Annotated in this window: 23 protein-coding genes; 20 read left to right on the top strand and 3 right to left on the bottom strand. The window is 46.3% G+C overall.

Annotation, left to right across the window (positions count from 1 at the left end; all coding sequences use genetic code 11):
* The first annotated feature begins 5 nt into the window (after positions 1 to 5).
* From QOZ98_RS09860 to QOZ98_RS09875, 4 genes are all read left to right on the top strand, one after another.
* A complete protein-coding gene (locus QOZ98_RS09860) occupies positions 6 to 896 on the top strand; it encodes a mechanosensitive ion channel family protein (RefSeq protein WP_308787290.1) in 891 nt (296 codons plus the stop codon).
* 17 nt (positions 897 to 913) lie between these two features.
* Positions 914 to 1,114 (top strand): DUF951 domain-containing protein, encoded by a 201-nt coding sequence (locus QOZ98_RS09865; RefSeq protein ID WP_142830309.1) that lies wholly within the window; start codon positions 914 to 916, stop codon positions 1,112 to 1,114.
* 88 nt (positions 1,115 to 1,202) lie between these two features.
* Positions 1,203 to 2,303, top strand: coding sequence for a redox-regulated ATPase YchF (ychF, locus tag QOZ98_RS09870; protein ID WP_142830307.1), 1,101 nt, complete (start codon positions 1,203 to 1,205; stop codon positions 2,301 to 2,303).
* A gap of 353 nt (positions 2,304 to 2,656) precedes the next feature.
* Positions 2,657 to 3,037: a gamma-glutamylcyclotransferase family protein gene (locus QOZ98_RS09875; protein ID WP_308787291.1), complete on the top strand. Its 381-nt coding sequence runs from the start codon at positions 2,657 to 2,659 to the stop codon at positions 3,035 to 3,037.
* A gap of 14 nt (positions 3,038 to 3,051) precedes the next feature.
* Here the strand turns inward: QOZ98_RS09875 and QOZ98_RS09880 are convergent, their stop codons facing one another.
* Positions 3,052 to 3,609 (bottom strand): DUF3267 domain-containing protein, encoded by a 558-nt coding sequence (locus tag QOZ98_RS09880; RefSeq protein WP_308787292.1) that lies wholly within the window; start codon positions 3,607 to 3,609, stop codon positions 3,052 to 3,054.
* A gap of 176 nt (positions 3,610 to 3,785) precedes the next feature.
* Here QOZ98_RS09880 and rpsF point away from each other — a divergent pair, with 176 nt between their 5' ends.
* From rpsF to rlmH, 16 genes are all read left to right on the top strand, one after another.
* Entirely contained in the window at positions 3,786 to 4,073 is a 288-nt protein-coding gene (gene rpsF, locus QOZ98_RS09885; RefSeq protein ID WP_038705253.1) for a 30S ribosomal protein S6, read from the top strand.
* 50 nt (positions 4,074 to 4,123) lie between these two features.
* A complete protein-coding gene (ssb, locus tag QOZ98_RS09890) occupies positions 4,124 to 4,600 on the top strand; it encodes a single-stranded DNA-binding protein (RefSeq protein WP_308787293.1) in 477 nt (158 codons plus the stop codon).
* A 49-nt stretch (positions 4,601 to 4,649) separates the two neighbouring features.
* Entirely contained in the window at positions 4,650 to 4,886 is a 237-nt protein-coding gene (rpsR, locus tag QOZ98_RS09895; RefSeq protein ID WP_006830564.1) for a 30S ribosomal protein S18, read from the top strand.
* Positions 4,887 to 5,385: 499 nt separating this feature from the next.
* Positions 5,386 to 6,345, top strand: coding sequence for a YybS family protein (locus QOZ98_RS09900; RefSeq protein WP_308787294.1), 960 nt, complete (start codon positions 5,386 to 5,388; stop codon positions 6,343 to 6,345).
* Positions 6,346 to 6,359: 14 nt separating this feature from the next.
* Positions 6,360 to 8,336, top strand: a complete 1,977-nt coding sequence (locus QOZ98_RS09905) for a DHH family phosphoesterase (protein ID WP_308787295.1) — start codon at positions 6,360 to 6,362, stop codon at positions 8,334 to 8,336.
* Positions 8,333 to 8,782, top strand: coding sequence for a 50S ribosomal protein L9 (gene rplI, locus QOZ98_RS09910; protein WP_308787296.1), 450 nt, complete (start codon positions 8,333 to 8,335; stop codon positions 8,780 to 8,782). The genes QOZ98_RS09905 and rplI overlap by 4 nt, the downstream gene beginning before the upstream one ends.
* 12 nt (positions 8,783 to 8,794) lie before the next feature.
* A complete protein-coding gene (gene dnaB / locus QOZ98_RS09915; RefSeq protein WP_142830291.1) occupies positions 8,795 to 10,150 on the top strand; it encodes a replicative DNA helicase in 1,356 nt (451 codons plus the stop codon).
* Between the two features lie 131 nt (positions 10,151 to 10,281).
* Positions 10,282 to 11,568, top strand: a complete 1,287-nt coding sequence (locus QOZ98_RS09920) for an adenylosuccinate synthase (RefSeq protein ID WP_308787297.1) — start codon at positions 10,282 to 10,284, stop codon at positions 11,566 to 11,568.
* Positions 11,569 to 11,968: 400 nt separating this feature from the next.
* Complete coding sequence (gene yycF, locus QOZ98_RS09925; RefSeq protein ID WP_142830287.1) at positions 11,969 to 12,676, top strand: response regulator YycF; 708 nt, start codon at positions 11,969 to 11,971, stop codon at positions 12,674 to 12,676.
* Positions 12,677 to 12,680: 4 nt separating this feature from the next.
* The gene (gene walK, locus QOZ98_RS09930) at positions 12,681 to 14,510 is read left to right on the top strand and encodes a cell wall metabolism sensor histidine kinase WalK (protein ID WP_308787298.1); all 1,830 of its coding nucleotides are present in this window, start codon (positions 12,681 to 12,683) and stop codon (positions 14,508 to 14,510) included.
* The gene (locus QOZ98_RS09935) at positions 14,501 to 15,835 is read left to right on the top strand and encodes a YycH family regulatory protein (RefSeq protein ID WP_308787299.1); all 1,335 of its coding nucleotides are present in this window, start codon (positions 14,501 to 14,503) and stop codon (positions 15,833 to 15,835) included. The genes walK and QOZ98_RS09935 overlap by 10 nt, the downstream gene beginning before the upstream one ends.
* Positions 15,822 to 16,643, top strand: coding sequence for a two-component system regulatory protein YycI (locus QOZ98_RS09940; RefSeq protein WP_308787300.1), 822 nt, complete (start codon positions 15,822 to 15,824; stop codon positions 16,641 to 16,643). Before QOZ98_RS09935 ends, QOZ98_RS09940 begins: the two co-directional genes overlap by 14 nt.
* A 13-nt stretch (positions 16,644 to 16,656) precedes the next feature.
* On the top strand, positions 16,657 to 17,445 hold the full coding sequence (locus QOZ98_RS09945; RefSeq protein WP_142830279.1) for an MBL fold metallo-hydrolase: 789 nt from the start codon (positions 16,657 to 16,659) through the stop codon (positions 17,443 to 17,445).
* A 266-nt stretch (positions 17,446 to 17,711) separates the two neighbouring features.
* A complete protein-coding gene (locus QOZ98_RS09950) occupies positions 17,712 to 18,917 on the top strand; it encodes a S1C family serine protease (RefSeq protein WP_308787301.1) in 1,206 nt (401 codons plus the stop codon).
* Between the two features lie 474 nt (positions 18,918 to 19,391).
* Entirely contained in the window at positions 19,392 to 19,556 is a 165-nt protein-coding gene (locus QOZ98_RS09955) for a CxxH/CxxC protein (RefSeq protein ID WP_308787302.1), read from the top strand.
* A gap of 89 nt (positions 19,557 to 19,645) precedes the next feature.
* Complete coding sequence (rlmH, locus tag QOZ98_RS09960) at positions 19,646 to 20,125, top strand: 23S rRNA (pseudouridine(1915)-N(3))-methyltransferase RlmH (protein ID WP_142830272.1); 480 nt, start codon at positions 19,646 to 19,648, stop codon at positions 20,123 to 20,125.
* A 180-nt stretch (positions 20,126 to 20,305) separates the two neighbouring features.
* On the opposite strand, the gene QOZ98_RS09965 is transcribed toward rlmH, so the two are convergent.
* Complete coding sequence (locus tag QOZ98_RS09965; protein ID WP_308787303.1) at positions 20,306 to 21,055, bottom strand: SDR family NAD(P)-dependent oxidoreductase; 750 nt, start codon at positions 21,053 to 21,055, stop codon at positions 20,306 to 20,308.
* Between the two features lie 242 nt (positions 21,056 to 21,297).
* Positions 21,298 to 21,717, bottom strand: a complete 420-nt coding sequence (locus tag QOZ98_RS09970) for a GlcG/HbpS family heme-binding protein (protein ID WP_308787304.1) — start codon at positions 21,715 to 21,717, stop codon at positions 21,298 to 21,300.
* Between the last annotated feature and the right edge of the window lie 38 nt (positions 21,718 to 21,755).

Here is a 21,755-nt window from a genome sequence, read left to right on the forward strand (position 1 = left end):
AAAGAGTGAATGTTGGAAAAATAACACAACAAATTCTAAGTGTGCTTTCAGATGAAGCAATGTGGATAGGCCTAATCGTCATTTTTCTGAAAGTGGTCTTGATAACAATAGCTGCGGTAGTTTTGGTGAAAGTACTGCGTGTGTTGATCCGGAAAACTTTTTCGGTACGAATTAAAGGTCCGATGCTTTATAACGAGCGGCGGCAGCAAACTTTATCGAAACTATTATCGAATGTCGTGGCGTATGTCGTTTATTTCATAGCGGGTGTTTCGATCCTGTCAACGTTTACAATTGATATTACCGGCTTGATCGCCGGGGCAGGGGTTCTGGGGCTGGCCATCGGTTTTGGTGCCCAGAACTTGGTGCGTGATGTCATCACCGGATTCTTTATTATTTTTGAAGATCAATTTTCGGTAGGAGATTATGTCCGGATTGGTGCTGCTGAGGGAACTGTAGAAGAAATTGGATTGCGGACGACAAAAGTAAAGGCTTGGACCGGAGAGTTGTTTATTTTTCCGAACGGCACGATTACGGATGTTGTAAATTTTTCAATCCATAATTCCATTGCAGTGGTCGATGTCAATATTTCGTATGAATCGGATATTACGCGTGTGGAAAGCTTGATCATGGAGTTTTTGGACAGCTTGCAGGATCGTTATGAACAAATCATCAAACCGGCAGAATTGTTAGGGGTCCAAAACTTAACAACCACGGAAATCGTCATGCGGATCACCGCAGAAACCTTGCCGATGCAGCATTTTGCTGTAGCCAGGGGGATGCGCCGTGATTTGAAAGATTTTCTGGATCAACGCGGGGTTGAAATTCCATATCCGCGCATGGTAATGATGCAGCGTTCTCCAGAAGAAGCTGCAACAGGAAAAGACGTGAAAGTTTAATAGAGGGAGGCAGACTCGTGGAAATGAAGGAGTTTGGGCTGAACGATATAGTTGAAATGAAAAAAGGCCATCCGTGTGGAGCCAATGCGTGGAAAATTATCCGCATGGGAGCTGACGTCCGGATTAAATGTGAGGGCTGCCAGCACAGTGTCATGCTGCCGCGCGTGGAATTCAATAAAAAAATGAAAAAAGTTTTGGTTAAAGCCGAAGCGGAATGAAAAATGGACAATTTCAGGTTTCGTTCTTATAATGAAATGGTTGTGTAAAAAATAATTCGTTTGATATAGAGGAAAGGTTGTGCATCCTATGGCATTAACTGCAGGGATTGTAGGATTACCAAACGTGGGGAAATCCACATTATTTAATGCAATTACGAAAGCGGGCGCTGAAGCGGCAAACTACCCGTTCTGTACAATAGATCCAAACGTCGGGATTGTTGAAGTTCCGGATGAGCGTCTTGATAAATTGACGGAATTGGTGGATCCGAAAAAAACCGTGCCAACGGCTTTCGAATTTACCGATATTGCAGGAATTGTTGAAGGCGCCAGCAAAGGCGAAGGCCTTGGGAACAAGTTCTTGTCCCACATCCGTGAAGTTGACGCAATCTGCCAAGTGGTTCGTTGCTTCGCTGACGACAACATTACGCACGTAACAGGTAAAGTAGATCCAATTTCTGATATTGAAGTCATTAACCTGGAATTGGTATTGGCAGATATGGAAAGCATCGAAAAACGCATTGCACGTGCTGCAAAATTGGTGAAGCAAAAAGATAAAGATGCGGTTGCTGAAGAACCTGTCTTGATGAAGTTGCGTGAAGCTTTTGAAAACGGAGATTTGGCGCGTTCAATCGACTTCACAGAAGATGAACTGCGCATTGCCAAAGGTTTGAACCTATTGACACTTAAACCGATGCTCTACGTAGCAAACGTTTCTGAAGATGAAATCGCAGATGCCGATAACAACGAATATGTTCAAAAGGTTCGCGAGTTCGCCGCTAAGGACAATGCAGATGTGATCGTGATTTGTGCAAAGATCGAGGAAGAAATGGCTGAACTTGAAGACGAGGAAAAAGAAATGTTCCTTGAAGAGCTGGGCATTAAAGAGTCTGGGTTGGACCAATTGGTCAAAGCTTCATACAGCCTCCTTGGATTAGCAACTTACTTTACTGCAGGCGTTCAGGAAGTGCGTGCATGGACATTCAAAAAAGGCATGAAAGCACCACAATGTGCCGGCGTTATCCACTCTGACTTTGAACGCGGATTTATCCGTGCCGAAACGGTTGCCTACGAAGAACTGGTCGAAGCCGGATCAATGGCATCAGCTAAAGAAGCAGGGAAAGTGCGTCAAGAAGGCAAAGAATACATCGTCAAAGACGGCGACGTAATGCTATTTAGATTTAACGTCTAAAAGCGGAGGCGCCTGTCCAGTCCCGACAAGCGCTGGAGACCCTGCAGGTAATGGCGTACTTTGCCATTGCAGGCAGGGTCGAAGCGACTCGAGGGACTAGGTGCCGCAGCTGGATAAGTCTAAAAGCGGAAACGACCGTCATGCTCCGACAGGCGTAAGACGATCTGGCGAAGCGGCGTATTTTTGCCGCACAGCCAGAGTGGCTTACGACCCGAGGAGCAGGTCGCTGCAGCTGGATAACTAAAAGCGGAAACGACCGTTATATTCATCGGAAGTTCAGATTTGCAGTACCACAAAACTAAAAAATAACCGGGTGCATTGTTGCATCCGGTTTTTGCATGGAGGAATAGGAAATGTTGTTATTTGCATACGGAACGCTGAAACGCGGCGGGAAGTATCATTGTTATTTGGAAGAAGCGGAATTAGTGGAGGAACACGCGACGGCAAAAGGAAGTTTGTATGATACAGGACTGGGCTACCCGGCCATGGCTTTAGCGGGCAGCGGACAAGTTGAAGGGGAAGTCTATGAAATTCCGGATGTCCTTTGGCCGGCGTTGGATTACCTGGAGGATTATTCTGGAAACCCCGAAAAAGATCTATACGATAAAGTGGCAATTGAGGTAGAAGCTAGCGGCAAAGTTATGGAAACAGTGGTTTATATTGCAAAAGACGAAAAGCTGCTGAAAGAACAGATTCCAACAGGAAAATGGGATGTTGCCTATTCTGTTATATAGAAAAAGCGCCGCTGTTAGTCGCCGCTTTCGGATTCAGGATAGCTATCGTAAACATGAAGGCGCGGCAGTGATGGATCATCGATGATCCAGGCCGCGTTTTTTTCTTTGCGCAATTCACAGAACATGACAAAGTCGCCGAAAGCGCCTGCCGTCAGCATCGCACCCAACAGGACCAGCACTTGGCTGTCGAACCAAAAGCCCAATACAGTGGGAAAGAAGGCCGTGGTCCAAAACGGCAGCAGCAGAACTTTGCGCATGGCATGATTTTGGACAGGGCGGCTGGTGGTGGCATAAGCGATGCCCATTTTCAAACTGATGCCATAATTCAATGAAGAAACCGGGACTTTTCCAAAGACTACAAAACCGATTAAATGGAAAACTTCATGAACCACTATCAACACCACGTAGCCAATCAGAAAAAAGAGGATTCCGCCCAAGGAAAAATGGAATACTAAGGGTTCGTTGAAAAAATGATAGGCCGCTGCAAATGCCACCAGCAAAAAAACGTTGAACCAAAGTGCTTTAGGCGCTATTTCGTCTATTTTCAATTCAATGATGTGGGAAGGTGTCATGGCTTCACGTCCTTTAATGTATATGAAGAAGTATAGAGGATTTAGCCTGTAAAATCATACTTGCGAGCCTATGTGAGTTGTGATACAATACAGTGATGTGAGTAATATTTATGAATTGCTTGCTCCTTGCCCGCTGGATACAGCAGGGCCCAAGTCCATGAGGAGGTGACAACACGATGAGAGAATATGAATTAATGTATATCATTCAGCCTGCAATTGAAGAGGAAGCGAAGAAAACTCTAGTTGAGCGTTTCAACGACATCCTTACTTCTAACGGTGCTGAAATCATCGAGTCGAAAGAGTGGGGTAAACGTCGTTTAGCTTATGAAATCAACGATTTACGTGAAGGTTTCTACCAGATCGTAAAAGTAAACGCTGGTTCTGAAGCTATCAACGAATACACACGTCTTGCGAACATTAACGAAGACATTATTCGTCATATCGCTGTACGCAAAGACGCGTAAACAGGATACTGGCACTGCAATTTTTTTGACTTGAAGGAGGTTGAATTCTGATGATTAACCGAGTTGTTTTAGTCGGAAGACTGACAAAAGATCCAGATCTTCGTTACACACCAAGCGGCGCGGCAGTTGCCCGTTTTACATTAGCTGTAAACCGGACATTCTCGAATGCTCAAGGTGAACGCGAAACTGATTTCATTAATTGTACCGTTTGGCGCAAACAAGCTGAAAACACAGCAAATTTCCTGAAAAAAGGAAGCTTGGCTGGCGTTGAAGGCCGCATCCAGACAGGTAGCTACGAGGGACAAGACGGGAAACGCGTTTATACGACAGAAGTAGTGGCGGACAGTGTTCAATTTCTTGAACCGAAAAGCGCCAATACGGACCGTTCACAAGGACAGCAGCCTTCCTATCAACAGAACAACCAATCACCGAGCCCAAGTCAGCAAAATCATACCCGTGTAGATGAAGATCCATTCTCAAGCGGCAGCGGCCCGATAGAAGTATCGGATGACGATTTGCCGTTCTAAGATGAATTGAATCTGACGATCAACTTTTAAGTAAAGGAGGTAATTCGATATGGCACCACGTCGCGGAGGAAAAAAACGGAAAAAGGTTTGTTACTTCACTTCCAACAACATCACGCACATTGACTATAAAGATACTGACCTTTTGAAGAAATTCATTTCTGAAAGAGGAAAAATCTTGCCACGTCGTGTTACAGGCACTAGCGCTAAATGGCAACGTAAGTTGACAATCGCTATCAAACGCTCACGTATCATGGCACTTCTACCGTTTGTTGCGGAAGAAAGATAATTAAAGAAAAGCGAAAGCGCCTGGAATATAGGTGCTGGAGTCTGGACAATGATTTCAAAAAGACCGGGAAACCGGTCTTTTTTTTTGTCCTGAAAAATAGCATGGGTTAGTTCAATGGTGAAAAACTAAAAAAAGTTGCGCAGATGATGATATAAGTTAAACTAAAGAAACAAAATTTTACCCACCGCTTTGGGTAGAGCAAAGACGAGTGCTGCTGCGACGTCCTGCCTCACCAGCTGCAGGACCCGCATCCCTGAAAGAGGAGCTGATTTGCGGAATGCCAGCAGGCGAAGATCATTAGTTCAACTCATAGAGTTTGCGGAATCTCCAAGTAAGGAACATTCCTTTTTAAGAAATCAAAAAATTGTACGCTTTGTGTCATCTTCCGCTTTAGAGCAGCTGTACTTTCCCCCCGGTACCGCTCATTTTGTTCAGGTTCTTGAATCATGGTACAATTACAAGGATGAAATCTGCCCGAAAGAGGGGAAAAACCAGTCATATGCAAAATCAACAAACGCGACAACTTACAAACGGGGCAATGATGGCCGCGGTGTTTACCGTCCTGCTGGCAATCTCGGTATACGTGCCTGTGTTAAGTATAGTAAGTACTTTGATTCTAGCATTGCCGGTCGCTTGGTATAGCGCCAAGTATCCGTGGAAAGCTTCGGCGCTTTTCGCATCGGTCTGTCTGGTGCTGTCCTTTATCATCGGCGGTCTCTTGTCAGTGCCGCTAGCATTGATTCATGTGCCGTTGGGATTGGCGATTGGTATTTCGATTTATTATAAAAAAAGCAAATTATTTATGTTTATGGGGGCCAGCATCGTTTTGCTGGTGTCCTTGATGATCCAATACGTGGCTTCGATTGCACTTTTTGGCATCAACGTACTGGAAGAGTTTTCGGCCATGTTCGATCAATCCTACGAGCAGACGGGTGCAATGATGGAGCGTTTTGGGGCTTCTGAAACTTCTATGGAAGAATACAATGAACTTGTGGCGCAACTGCAGTTTTCGTTTGAGACTATGTTGCCGGTGTTATTGGTGCTGGGCGTTTTCATGTCAGTATGGGTCCTATTGCTGATCCTGCTGCCGATTTTAAAGCGTCTTGGAATAGCGGCTCCTAAGTTTCCGCCGTTTCGCAGCATGAAATTGCCAAAATCTGTTTTATGGTATTATTTAATCGTGTTGCTTGTTTCCTTGTTATCGGAATTCGAACCAGGAACAATGGCATATATGATTTTCATGAACGCAACCGTGCTGCTTCAATTCTTGCTGTTTTTGCAAGGTATTTCTTTCTATCACTTCTATATCCACCAGGAAGGCTGGCCAAAATGGGTGACAGTGCTGGTGACAATATTGGCATTGCCGCTGCAGTCATTTACGAGTATTGTCGGAATCGTAGACCTTGGATTCGATATCCGGGGCTGGGTCAAGCGGGCACACGAGTTTAAAGGAAAATAAGGAGCTGAAGAATAATGTCGGCTTTTTTTAGAAAAAGAAAACTTCGATATCCGCTTATCGCGCTGCTGGCTCTTGGTATGGCTGCAGCGATTCTGATTTCGCTTTGGTCGGAATGGGCAGCTGGGATTTTTACGCTGCTTTTTACGCTTGCTTTTACGGCAGCTTGGGTGACGGAAAGAAGAGTTTATGAAGCTACTGAAAAACACATTGAAACTTTGTCATACCGGATGAAAAAAGTCGGAGAAGAAGCACTGCTTGAGATGCCGATCGGAATTTTGCTGGTCAATGAAAAATACGATATCGACTGGGCAAATCCATATATGACGTCGACTCTCGAGTACGATACGCTGATCGGCGAGTCTCTCTACACGTTGTCGGATGATTTTCATACACTTGTGAAATCCGATGAAGCCAAAGAAGCGACCATTGCTTTGGGGGAGCGTAAGTACCGCGTTTATTATAAATCGGATGAACGCTTGTTTTATCTTTTTGATATTACGGAACAAGTGGAAATCGAGACGCTTTATTATGCAGACCGTACCGTCATCGGTATTTTATTCATCGATAACTATGATGAGCTTGCGCAGGGCATGGACGATCAGACCCGCAGCAATCTAAACAGCCTGGTCACTTCACTCGTTAACCAATGGGGCGCTAATCATGGCGTATTTGTAAAACGCATTGCGTCCGACCGTTTTATGGCAGTCTTTAATGAATCCATTTTGAAAGACTTGGAGCTGTCGAAGTTCGCCATCCTGGATGATATTCGCGAAGTCACCGCCAAAGACAATTTGGCATTGACCTTGAGCATCGGGGTAGGTGCGGGCTCTGCATCACTTGTCGAACTTGGCGGCCTGGCTCAATCAGGCCTGGACCTGGTACTCGGCCGTGGCGGGGATCAGGTGGCCATCAAGCATCCGAGCGGAAAAGTGAAATTTTACGGCGGCAAGACCAACCCGGTTGAAAAACGGACACGGGTCCGGGCACGAGTCATTTCACACGCGCTGCGTGACCTGATCCAGGAAAGTGACCAGGTGTTTGTCATGGGCCATAAAATGCCCGATATGGATTCGATCGGCGCCGCAGTCGGAGTTGCCAAAATGGCTGCCATGAATAAAGTCAAAGGCCGGATCATCATTGATTTTGATGAATATGACCGCAGTGTCATGAGGCTCATGGAAGCGATTGAAGGCGCGCCTGAGCTGTTTGAGCAGTTTATCACGCCGGAAGAAGCGCTGGCGGATATGACCGAACATTCACTGCTTGTTGTGGTGGATACGCACAAGCCGTCCATGGTTATCGATGAACGGGTCCTCCAGCGCATGGAACGGGTCGTTTTAATCGACCACCACCGGAGAGGCGAGGAATTTATCACCAATACGATGCTGGTCTATATGGAGCCTTATGCTTCCTCGACTGCTGAACTGGTGACTGAGCTAATCGAATACCAGCCGAAGCACGAAAAACTGTCTATGCTGGAAGCGACCGCAATGCTCGCTGGAATTATTGTGGATACCAAAAGCTTTACCTTGAGGACGGGTGCACGGACTTTTGAAGCCGCGTCTTATCTGCGTTCGAATGGAGCCGATACGGTGCTCGTCCAGCGCATTCTGAAAGAAGATCTGGAAACGTACGTAGAACGTGCGAAAATCGTCCAGACAGTGGAATTTGTCGGAGACGGCATCGCCATTGCCAGAGGCGAGCCAGACCGCGTCTACAGCCCGGTTCTGATTGCACAGACAGCAGATATTCTGCTGACGATGAAAGACGTCAACGCATCCTTTGTGGTGGCTGAGCGTTCAGAAGGCGGCATCGGCATCAGTGCGCGGTCGCTCGGTGAAATAAATGTCCAGATCATTATGGAGAATCTCGGCGGCGGGGGCCATTTAACCAATGCAGCCACCCAGATGCCGAATGCAACAATAGAAGAAGCCGTTGAGCAGTTAAAAGCGGCTATTATGGAAGCTCATGAAGGAGGAACAAACGAATGAAAGTGATATTCTTGAAAGACGTAAAAGGCAAAGGCAAAAAAGGTGAAATTAAAAATGTGGCGGATGGCTACGCGCATAACTTCCTGCTAAAAAACAATTTGGCGATCGAAGCAAACCAGGCAACGATCAGCAAATTGGACGGCCAGAAGAAAAAAGAACAAAAAGAAGCCGATAATGAGCGCGAGGAAGCGGAACAGCTGAAAGAAAAGCTGGAAAGCCTGACCATCGAATTGACGGCTAAATCCGGAGAAGGCGGACGCCTTTTCGGATCGATCACCACAAAACAGGTAGCCACAGCTCTTGAGAAAAAACACGGCATTAAATTAGACAAGCGCAAAATGGATTTGGATGATGCAATCCGCGCACTTGGCTATACCAATATTCCAGTAAAACTGCATCATGATGTGACCGCTACGCTTCGAGTTCATGTTACTGAAGAAGCGTAAGGTGGGAGACCAATGAACGAAATGATAGATCGTGTCCCCCCGCACAACCATGAAGCCGAGCAATCGGTAATTGGCGCCATCTTTTTAGAGCCGCCTTCTCTTATTACGGTTGCCGAAATCGTCATGGCGGAGGATTTTTACCGGATTGCCCATCAAAAGATTTTCCAGACGATGCTGAATTTATCGGATCACGGAAAAGCGATTGATGTGGTGACCGTGACAGAAGAGCTTTCTGTCAAAAAAGAACTGGAAGACGTTGGCGGCTTATCGTACTTAACGGAAATTGCCAACGCCGTACCAACAGCAGCAAACGTTGCGCATTATGCCCATATCGTCGAAGAGAAAGCGCTGCTGCGCCGCCTCATCCGGGTAGCGACAACGATTGTGGAAGATGGCTTTACACGTGAAGACGAAGTGGAAGCATTGCTTTCCGAAGCGGAAAAGAAAATGATGGAAGTCTCGAGCCGGAAAAAAGCCGGTGACTTTACCCACATCAAAGATGTCCTGGTCAAGACCTACGACAACATCGAATTGCTGCATACCCGTAAAGGGGACGTCACAGGCATCCCTACAGGCTTCCGCGACCTTGATAAGATAACAGCAGGGTTTCAGCGCAACGACCTCATCATCGTGGCTGCACGGCCTTCTGTTGGTAAGACGGCTTTTGCTTTGAACGTTGCGCAGAACGTCGCGACGAAAACCGACGAAAACGTCGCCATCTTCAGTCTGGAGATGGGTGCTGAGCAGCTGGTCATGCGTATGCTTTGTGCGGAAGGCAATATCGATGCGCAGGTGCTGCGTACCGGTGCGCTTCAAAACGAAGACTGGCGCAAGCTGACGATGGCTATGGGAAGTTTGTCGAATGCCGGAATCTTCATCGATGATACACCGGGAATCCGGGTCAATGATATTCGCGCCAAATGCCGCCGTCTGAAACAGGAATACGGCCTCGGCATGATCATGATCGACTACCTTCAATTGATAGCGGGACCCGGTAAATCCGGCGAAAACCGCCAGCAGGAAGTATCGGATATTTCCCGTTCCCTAAAAGGGCTGGCGCGTGAACTGGAAGTGCCGGTCATCGCTTTGTCTCAGCTGTCCCGTGGAGTGGAGCAGCGGCAGGACAAACGGCCGATGATGTCGGATTTGCGTGAATCCGGAAGTATTGAGCAGGATGCCGATATCGTATCCTTTCTGTACCGCGAAGATTATTACGACAAAGAAACCGAAGACCAAAACATGATTGAAATCATCATCGCCAAACAGCGTAACGGCCCGACCGGTACGGTAAAACTGGCTTTTGTGAAAGAATACAATAAATTCGTCACCATCGACTGGAGCGAACATGAATCCGGCGGAGACTTTTAAACACGAACATTAAATGTGGTAACACATTTATATGTTCGTGTTTTCTTCTGTTTTGTATTGACGATTGCCGGTTCTATTGGTACAATAAACACTGTTTGAGACAGGGCATATGCCTAACGGAGGTGCGGACGATGACATCAGTCGTAGTAGTAGGAACGCAATGGGGAGACGAAGGAAAAGGGAAAATCACTGATTTTCTATCTGAACATGCAGAAGTGATTGCACGTTACCAAGGCGGGAACAACGCTGGACATACCATTATTTTTGGTGGAGAAACGTACAAATTGCATTTGATTCCTTCAGGGATTTTCTATAAAGATAAAACATCAGTAATCGGAAACGGCATGGTCGTGGATCCGAAAGCGCTAGTGAAAGAATTAAAAGGCCTTCATGACCGTGGAGTGACAACAGAGAACTTGCGCATTTCCAACCGCGCACACGTCTTATTGCCATACCACATCAAGCAGGACGAAGTGGAAGAAGAACGCCGCGGAGCAAATAAAATCGGAACAACAGGCAAAGGCATCGGGCCTGCTTATATGGACAAAGCAGCACGTGTCGGAATTCGCATGGCGGATTTGTTGGATCATGTTGTGTTCGAAGAAAAACTGCGCATGAACCTGAAAGAGAAAAACCGTCTGTTCGAGAAGTTTTATGAAACAGAAGGCTTTACTGTAGAAGAAATCATGGAAGAGTATTATGCATACGGCCAGGAAATCGCCAAATACGTAACAGACACATCAAAAGTGTTGAATGATGCAATTGACTCAGGTCTGCGCGTCCTGTTTGAAGGCGCTCAAGGCGTTATGCTCGATATCGATCAGGGAACTTACCCGTTTGTTACATCTTCCAACCCGGTAGCGGGCGGAGTAACAATCGGTGCAGGTGTTGGCCCGACAACAATCCAGCACGTTATCGGTGTCTGCAAAGCCTACACGTCACGCGTCGGCGACGGACCGTTCCCGACAGAATTGCACGATGAAGTGGGCCAGCAGATCCGCGAAGTCGGCAAAGAATACGGAACAACAACAGGACGTCCACGCCGCATCGGCTGGTTCGACAGCGTGGTTGTACGCCACGCAAGACGCGTCAGCGGTTTGACGGATTTGACAGTCAACTCAATCGACGTTTTGACAGGCCTTGATACAGTGAAAATTTGTACGGCTTACCGCTACCAGGGAGAATTGATCACGGAATACCCAGCAAACCTGCGTATGCTGGATGAGTGCGAACCGGTATACGAAGAGCTTCCAGGCTGGTCGGAAGATGTAACAAGCTGCAAATCATTGGACGAACTTCCTGCAAATGCGCGCCATTACCTGGAACGCATCGCTCAATTGACAGGTGTTCAGATTTCCATTTTCTCAGTCGGTCCTGACCGCAACCAAACAAACATTGTTACGAGTGTTTGGAGATAATTTCTTAAAACTTAAGGAGAGCAGGCCGGAAGAAATGCTCCAGTCGGACACTTTCTTCTAAAAAGGGCTGGGCCTTAACCAAAAGTCTAAAGTATAATTCATAAAAACTTTCCAGAAAGCAGTCGCCATTAGGCGGCTGCTTTTTGCCGTTTACTTTTTTCGGAAAGAAAAAGAGGAGGGAAGAACGGTGTGTGGCGAATATGACAGGGAAAAGACGGGCATGTAACCGTAGCATGACAATGAAGCTTGAGTAGTCTTCTCAAGGTTTCTCGAGCCGGTGCTTGGACACAGCCGCTGAATAGGTGCGAAACGGCCTAAAGAATGATAAAGTATAGGGTAGTAAAGAGTGTTCAATGGGAAAAACAGGGTGTAAGCGGAACGAAAAAAGGGGAGAAAAATGATGAGTAAAACAATATTGGTTGTAGACGATGAGAAGCCGATTGCAGATATTCTGCAGTTTAACTTAAAAAAAGAAGGATTTAATGTAGTGTGTGCTTACGACGGAGACGAAGCGATCAAGATTGCAGGAGAAATCCAGCCGGACTTGATGCTGTTGGATATTATGCTGCCGAACCGTGACGGCATGGAAGTTTGCCGTGAAATCCGCAAAAAATTTGATTTTCCAATTATCATGTTAACGGCAAAAGACTCGGAAATTGACAAGGTTCTTGGCCTCGAATTGGGTGCGGATGATTATGTCACAAAGCCTTTTTCGACGCGTGAATTGATTGCTCGCGTAAAGGCGAATTTGCGCCGCCAAAATATTGCGCCTGCTGAAGACGAAGGGCAAAATTCAAATGACATCCAGGTCGGCTCTTTGACGATTCAACCGGATGCCTATCTTGTTTTGAAGCGTGAGGAAACGATTGAGTTGACGCACCGCGAATTTGAATTGCTTCATTACCTGGGCAAACATATTGGCCAAGTTATGACCCGCGAGCATTTGCTTCAGACAGTATGGGGCTATGATTATTTTGGCGATGTCCGGACAGTGGATGTTACCATCCGACGCCTGCGCGAAAAAATTGAAGACAACCCAAGCCATCCTGCGTGGATCGTGACGCGCCGCGGTGTCGGGTATTATTTACGAAATCCTGAGCAGGAGTAAGTGAATGTCAAAAGTTAATTTTTTAAAATCGATACATGTAAAATTTGTCTTAATTTATATATTGCTGATTCTTTTGGCCATGCAGATTATTGGACTTTACTTTGCGCAGCAGCTGGAAGAAACACTTAAAGGGAATTTTGAAGGCTCCATTAGAGACCGGATGGAAATCATCGAATTCAGTGTCCGGGAAGAAATGATCAAAGAGCGCACAGATGAAGATCCGACGCTCGAGCAGACTTTGCGGACGGTGCTGTATGGCTTTCAGTCAGCCGATATCACTGAAATACGAGTCGTCGATACGCGCTACAGCATTCTGGCATCTTCAGACATCGAAAACCAGTCGTTGGTCGGGCAGCGTTCGACAACCGATTTGGTCCGGCGTTCCATCATCGGAGAAACTGAACTGGAGCAAACCTTTGTCGATGAGGCAAGCGATGAGCGGATTTGGGTGCGTGCTCAGCCAATCATTGCAGCAGGCGGAGAAGTAATTGGAACCCTGTACGTCGTGGCAGAGGTTGAAAATGTCTATGACCAGATGGATGACATCAACTCCATTCTCGCAGTCGGAACCGCAATTTCTCTGGTCATAACCGCAATTTTAGGGATCTTGGTGGCCCAGACCATTTCGCGGCCGATTGCGGATATGCGGAGACAGGCGCAGGCGATGGCAAAAGGCAATTTCTCGCGTAAAGTACGGGTTTACAGCGATGACGAAATTGGACAACTCGCGCGTGCCTTTAACCATTTAACCAACAGGCTGCAGGAATCCCAGCAGTCGACGGAAAGTGAACGCCGAAAACTGGCATCGGTTCTTTCCAATATGACAGATGGCGTTCTGTCCACAGACAGACGGGGACGAATTATTTTAATCAACGATCCTGCGCTGCAATTGCTGAATGTTTCACGTGAAACGGTGATTAACCGCCCCGTAACGAGCATTTTGGGGCTGGAAGAAGAATATACGTTTGAAGATTTGATTGATATGAAAGAAGCGGTGACGCTTGATTTCAGTTCGTACGAACAAAGCACCTTATTGCGGACGACGTTTTCGGTCATCCAAAAAGAAACCGGATTTGTCAACGGACTGATTGCGGTACTGCATGACAACACAGAGCAGGAAAAAATCGATATGGAACGCCGCGAATTTGTGGCCAATGTATCGCATGAACTGCGGACACCGTTAACTACGATGCGCAGTTATTTGGAAGCTTTGGCTGATGGCGCATGGCAGGATCCGAATCTGGCACCGAATTTCCTGAATGTCACGCAAACAGAAACCGAGCGGATGATCCGGCTTGTCAACGATTTGCTGAAGCTGTCGAAAATGGATTCAAGCGAGAGCGAATTGAGCAAAGAAATGGTCGAATTCAATGTGTTTTTCAATCGCATCATTGACCGTTTTGAAATGTCGAAATCACATAAAGTCCTTTTTGAACGGCATTTGCCGAAAGAACAGTATTTTGTAGAAATCGATCCGGATAAATTGACGCAAGTGATTGATAACATCATCTCCAATGCCTTGAAATATTCTCCGGAAGGCGGCAAAGTCCGCTTCGGGATGACGGTGGAAGAAGGATTCCTATTGATCCAAATCAGTGATCAAGGAATGGGAATCCCGAAAGAAAACGTGGACCGTATTTTCGATCGTTTTTACCGGGTTGACCGGGCGCGGTCCCGTGAAATGGGCGGCACTGGTTTAGGATTGGCCATTTCAAAAGAAATGATAAATGCGCATGGCGGGGTTATTTGGGCGGAAAGCAAGTATGGAAAAGGCACAACAATCTTCTTCACGCTGCCTTTCGAGATGGATGATGGTGGAGGTGAGTGGGATTGAAATACGTAGAGCAAATTAAATCGATTGCCCTATTTTTACTGATCCTTCTCAGCCTGGCGTTAACTTTTACCATCTGGACATTTACTCCTTCCCACGAAACGATTGAGCCGTCGACTACAGTCGATGAGCCGATTGCAGATACCAAGAACACCGAGGAAATTGTTCGCCCGGTAAAATTGCTGTTCCATAACGGAGAAGCAGCTACTGGAACTACCGACCAAAGCAATGTCCAACTGCTGCTTGATGCACTGGAGCAATGGCAGATTGAGGATTTAAGGCTGGTGCAGGAAGAAGCGACACCTGAAACGATGGAGTCCTATATGCACAGCTCAAACCGGGCAGTCGTCTATTATCCAGGGCTTGTTCCTTTGCCAGTGTTTGATACGATGACGAACATCGTCGATACGACGATTCCTGAGTCGTCATTTGATCGGATTGTCATCGAATGGGAAGCACCTGCCAACGGCCAGCCGGCAATTTATTTTATCAATACCGTTTCCGGCAGAATTTATAAAGCCACTATTCCAGCCCAAAACCTGAGACAATTCCAAACGGATATCTTAGCAGAAGCTGCAGAATACGAAACTTATATCACCAATGAGGCAATCGGCTCCTTGCCGGTCTATGTGCAGGCAGACGAAGCCGAGAAAGCAACTGTCAATTATTTGCCGGAAGAAACATCGACTTCGCAATTTGCCGAAGTTTTATTGGATGGCCCAGCGTTGGCATTGTCGGCAGATTTGACAACACAGGAATATACAGATGATTCTGGTGCGTTGATGAGAGAAAATCCGAACAGCAAAAGCATCCTTTACATTCAGCCGAGAGCGGAAACCTCAGATCCAGCGATTCCATCGGATCTGGTATTCGATTCCATCAACTACGTGAACGGACACGGCGGCTGGACAGATCGATATATTTACGCCGGCATGAACTCCGTGAACCAGCAGATCAAGTATCAGCTGTATTTTGCAGATTTGCCGGTCTTCAGTTCGACCACTGCTGCGTCGCTCGATCTTATTTGGGGAATAGATGAAGGGGAAGAGCAGGCTTACAGCTATAACCGGCCGGTCTATCAACTGGATTCGGAAGTGGATAGCACGACGGCGGTGCTTGCCTCCGGCGAAGAAGCTTTAGACGCCATCGCACAAATCGATAACCAGGATTTATCCGCCATCACGGATGTTACTCCCGCGTATAAACTGACGCGCGGTGAAGACGGTTTGCTGATCACTTTCGAGCCGGTCTGGTATTTTAAAGCGGATGGTGCGTGGACTGAACTGACGAGTGAATTGACAGGAGGCCGTGAACTTGGATTGGAATAAAACCAAGAGCATCTTTATTATTGTCTTTTCTATTTTAAATGTCTTTTTATACTCCTTGTATTTGGACCGTTATACAGAAGCAGAAAATTTAGAGGAACTTTCGGAATCCACGGTGGATGATAAGCTGGATGCTGATGATATCACCTATTCGAATCTCCCGGAAGATGTCGAGGGTATGCCTTATATTCGTGGGGAAACAAAAGTGTTCACCGCGAAAGATGCACCGACAGGAAATGTTCAAGTCAGTGTGCAGGCCGGCAAAAAGCTGCAGGTTGCTTATGAAGAACCTGTTTCACCAGAAGGAGAAGCGGAAAGTGCAGAAGCATTGGATGCTTTCGTTGAAGAAGTCGTCCATGAAGGCACTTCTTACGAGCTATGGGAAATTGATGAAGAACAAAACAAAGCCGTTTATTTCCAGAACTTTGATGGCAACACGCTGTACTTTAGCGAGGATGGAAAAGTGACCGTGTATTGGAACAACGATGGGGATATTGTCCGCTACGAACAAACGATGTACACCGACATTATCGAAAACCAGGAGCCAAAGGAACTGGTGACTGCCATCACGGCAATTCACACGCTTTACCAAAAAAATGAACTGGAACGCGACTTGACCATCAATAAAACAGACTTGGGCTATTCCGTCCATGTACAAGTATCGGAAAATCGTCAAATGTTTGTCCCGACCTGGCATATTCAAGCAGAGCTTTCAGATGGCAGCCGCGAAGATTATTTCGTAAATGCCGTCAAAGATGGCGTTCTTGAATTGAACAAGGAAGAAGATGAACCAGAAGAGGAAGAACAGTAAGGAGATTTTTGCTATGCAATTCAGTGTATTAGCCAGCGGCTCGAGCGGCAATGCCACTTATATAGAAAATGGGGAGCATTCCTTCCTGGTCGATGCGGGACTCAGCGGCCGCAAGATGGAAGAACTGTTTGCAGCCATCGGCAAAAAAATGAGCGATTTGGATGGGATTCTCGTGACGCATGAACATAGCGACCACATCAAAGGGCTTGGCATCGTCGCACGCAAGCACAAAGTGCCGATTTATGCCAACGCCAAAACGTGGACTGCGATGGATGGGCTGGTCGGAGCGATTCCGCTGGAGCAGCGATTCCATTTTGATATGGACACGGTGAAGACTTTCGGTTCGCTTGATATTGAATCGTTTGCCGTCTCGCATGATGCAGCTGATCCAATGTTCTATGTATTTCATGCAGGTGGCCGGAAGCTGTCGTTGATCACGGATACGGGCTATGTCAGCGACCGGATGAAAGGCATTATCCAGGCTTCAGATTCCTATGTGTTTGAAAGCAACCATGACGTAGGGATGCTGCAGATGGGCCGCTATCCATGGTCTGTCAAACGCCGGATTTTAAGCGATGTCGGCCACGTATCAAACGAAGACGCGGCGGTGGCAATGAGCGAAGTGCTCGCTGAAAAACCGACGCGCATTTACTTGTCGCATTTGAGCAAAGACAACAACATGAAGGATCTCGCGCGCATGAGTGTAGAGCAAACCTTGCAGACAAAAGGCATCATCGTCGGGGAATACGTCGATCTTCTCGATACCGACGCAAATGTGCCGACCAAGTTAATTGTAGTGTAATGAACAGCCGGAAGCGGATCAGCTTCCGGCTGTTTTTCTTTAGAAAGAGCGAATTAGCTTTTGTCAGGCATCAACCGTGTTGCTTTCCGTTCTGGCACTCGCTTTCGGGCCCACAGGATGTGGGTCATGCAGATGGAGCGACAGGACGTCGCGATTCCAAGATTATAATCTATAAAAAAAGTCTCCAACTCTTCCAGCTTGCTTTGTCTGTTTCGAATTTCTACACTAAGGTTAAACAAATAGAAGATGGAGGAAGGATGAACGCAATGGGCTATTACAATCAAACACCGAACGGCCGCCAGAGGCCAAGCCGTTTGGGCACATTTGCTGCGGGTGTGGCCGGAGTAGCGGCTGGTGCTTTATTGGTATGGTTATTGTTTTATTCGATGCCCGGATTGATACTGGACAATGGCAACGAGACGCAAATCGTCCAGCAGGATACCGAGGGACGCTCCGAGTCGGTCTCAGTTGATATCACAACAGATGTGACAGAAGCGGTCGAGATTGCGGCGGACGCGGTCGTAGGCGTCACCAATTTGCAGGCAGCGGGTGATTTCTGGTCCCAACAATCGCCCGAACAGGAGCAGGAAGTCGGAACGGGATCTGGTGTTATTTACAAAAATGAAAACGGCACGGCGCACGTAGTGACCAATCACCATGTCATTGACGGCGCCAGCGGCATTGAAGTGACTTTGTCGGATGGCACTAAAGTGGACGCAACGGTGGTCGGCAGCGATATTTGGACAGACCTCGCCGTTCTTGAAATGGATGGAGCGGACGTGCAGGCTGTGGCCCAATTTGGCGACTCGGATGCCTTGAAGCAAGGCGAGACGGTGATCGCAATCGGCAATCCCTTAGGCCTTGATTTTTCGGGCTCGGTGACAACTGGAGTGGTTTCCGGAACAGACCGTGCAGTGCCGGTTGACTTGGACGGAGATGGCCAGGAAGATTGGCAGGCTGAAGTGTTGCAGACAGATGCAGCAATCAACCCAGGCAACAGCGGCGGTGCGTTGGTCAATCTGGCGGGCCAGCTGATTGGCATCAACTCGATGAAAATTGCGACATCATCAGTGGAAGGCATCGGCTTTTCAATTCCAATCAATTCCGCAATGCCGGTTATCAGTTCGCTTGAAGCAAATGGAGAAATGATCCGGCCTTCTATGGGCATCACGCTGCTTGATTTGATTCAAGTGCCGCGCATGGATCGCGAAGAGACCTTAAACTTGCCTGAAGACGTCACAACGGGCGTTGTGGTCAATTCAGTGGTTGATGGATCAGCGGCAGCTGCAGCCGGTATGGAGCAGTTTGACGTCATTGTGGAGATGGATGGTGTTGCAATCACGGATATCATCGAATTGCGTCAGCATTTGTATAATGAAAAGACAATTGGCGACACGATGACAGTCAGCGCTTATCGCAATGGAGAGCTGATGGAGTTTGAGCTGGAACTTGTTGATAATTCAGCGTTATAGAAAAGCAGATAGACAGCCTGTGTAGAATTTCGATTCTATACAGGTTTTTTGTTGTTTAGTTTAATCAATCATTTCAGGTGGACGCTTCCGAGCATGCAAGATGTGGAAGTCTCCACTGATTTGCTCCATATTTTATATAGAAATTTGAAGAAAAAGAGTCTATTTATAATTTCCGTATACCTTATTCCGATCCCTAAACAAAAATGAATATTTCAGAGTTAAGAATCTTGAGTTCTACTAATATACTATTCAAATATGTAAATCTGAAAAACCACTTACAATATGCAATGTTCGGAAAAAGGAAAAGGACGTGTGGATAACTTTTTTGTTGTTAATTTATTATTAACAATCCACAGAGGGATAAAAGCTTCGCTATCCGTAGCTCTTTTCTTCTGTTAAAATGGGTTGTGGATAAAAGAGAACGAAATGTGTATAACTGTGTGGAATATTCGGAAATCGAAAGAGGTGGAAAAAATGGAGATTAAATGCTGTAAAACCCACGTGGAGCATGCCTTAGACGTGTTTGTAGCTGAAATGAAAAGCTATCCTATACTTACAGAATTATCAGAAATAGAAAAGTTATCCACAAGATGCGACTACTGCGAAGAGGCTGCAACGTATCTTGTGGCAAACGCCTGATCGGGCACAAGATGTAGAAAACGCTGTGGATATGTGTATAACATTTGTGGGTAACTTGTTTGTAAATTTATTGTGAAGGGGGATAACATGTGAATATCTCAATTATCAGTGTCGGGAAGCTAAAAGAGAAATATTTAAAATCAGGAATTGAAGAGTACACAAAACGGCTTGGAAGCTATACAAAAATAAATGAAATTGAAGTAGCCGATGAAAAAGCGCCAGAGCAATTGAGCGAGGCGGACATGGAAATCGTCAAAAAGAAGGAAGCCGAGCGGATTTTGGCGAAAATTTCACCGGATGCCTATGTTATTGCCTTGGCGATCGACGGCAAAATGAAAACTTCCGAGCAGCTGGCAAAAGACATCGAGTCGCTGATGACCTACGGCCGCAGCAAAATTGTCTTTGTCATTGGCGGATCTTTGGGGCTGCACGATGAAGTGTTAAAGAGGGCAGATGAGAAGTTGTCGTTTTCGAAAATGACGTTTCCGCATCAATTGATGAGGTTGATTTTGGTGGAGCAGGTTTATCGGGCTTTTAGGATTATGAAGGGAGAGCCTTACCATAAATAGAGGTAAACTATTAAGGGACTCTAGCAGGTCCCTTTTATATTTATTAGCTGAAATAGAGCTTATTGACCAACTATTCAGCTGCTGTTCGAGCGCTACCCTAAAGTCAAGGCTAATCATAGTAGCATGAACAAGGGGACAGGGACTTTGTTTTAAAACAAAGTCCCTGTCCCCTAAATCCATTTATTTTAATGAGTAGCCGCCATCTACGACTATTTCTGCACCGTTTATATAGGATGCTTTGTCTGAAGCTAAGAATAGAACGACTTCTGCGATCTCGCTTGGTTTCCCGTAGCTTCCTCTAGGGTGTCCCTGTGATTGTTTTTCATAATTCTCTTTTCCGCCATATGCTTTAATGGCCAGGTCGGTTTCTGTAGGGCCAGGGGATATGCAATTGACCCGGATTCCTTGATTCGCAAAGCGAAGTGCCGTGCTTTGAGTCATCGCGACAACTGCTGCTTTTGTCCCGCTATAAGCTGGCAGCATCGGATTAACCTTATCGTTTCCAAGGATCGCAGCATTATTAATGATGACTCCATTTTTTTGCTTACTCATCACGACTAAAGAATATTTCATGTAGAGGAAAATCGCCGTTTGATTGACGGCAATTAAATAATTCCAGTCATCTAGCTTTACGCGAGACAATGGCCCCATTCCTGTAGACAAAATACCAGCATTGTTGAATAGAATATCAACAGTATGCCCATCATTTTCAAGTGCTTTAAAAAAGCTTTCAATTTCTTCCACATTTTCGTTATGGACTTGGGTAAAATGAGCTTTCCCGTTGCATTCACTCTCTACCTGAGAGCCTTTGGTACGATCTCTTCCCGTAAAATGAACCGCAGCACCTTCTCTGCAAAAGAAACGAACCACTTCCTTGCCAATTCCATCCGTTCCACCATTAACAATCACTACTTTGTTTTCGAACATCATGAGATCCCCTCCGAACATCATAGTAAAGTCTGTTTATTCAGTATATAGCATTCGTATCACCGTAGGAAATCTGAGTATCCATCACTCGATGGGAAATGAACGTTATCTTAATATGGAGGATTTGACGCGCACTTTATGTGTGAGTCGTTCATGTTTAGTTCGCTTAACGGGTACTTCCCATCCCTCTAAAATAAAAGAAGCGCCAGGATCATACACCTGGCGCTTCTTCACATAGAAATCTTTTACGACGTCGACTGCTCATTAAACACCTTCACACCGGCCTCAGCAACTTGCACATCATGCGGCACAGCACTTCCACTGACTCCTATTGCTCCCACTACTTTACCGTCAATGAGAAGGGGGATTCCTCCGCCAAAAACGACAAGGCGCCCATTGTTGGTTGTATTTAACCCAAAAAGTTCAGCTGCAGGGACAGTCGCATCCGCCAAATTACCTGTAGGCATTTTCAGAGCTACAGATGTCCATGCTTTGTTTTGGGCAATTTCAATACTCGCCAACCATGCATCATCCATCCGATGAATGGCCACTAAATTTCCGCCATCATCCACAACAGAAATAACCATGGAAATGCCAAGTTTAGTTGCTTCTTCTTCAGCACCAGCAATAATTTTTTTTGCCAACTCCAATGTGATTTTGTTCATAGGAATGAACCTCCTCGTTTTTCTATGAGCATATAGGA

Source organism: Planomicrobium stackebrandtii, from assembly GCF_030814955.1.
Lineage (GTDB): Bacteria > Bacillota > Bacilli > Bacillales_A > Planococcaceae > Planococcus > Planococcus stackebrandtii.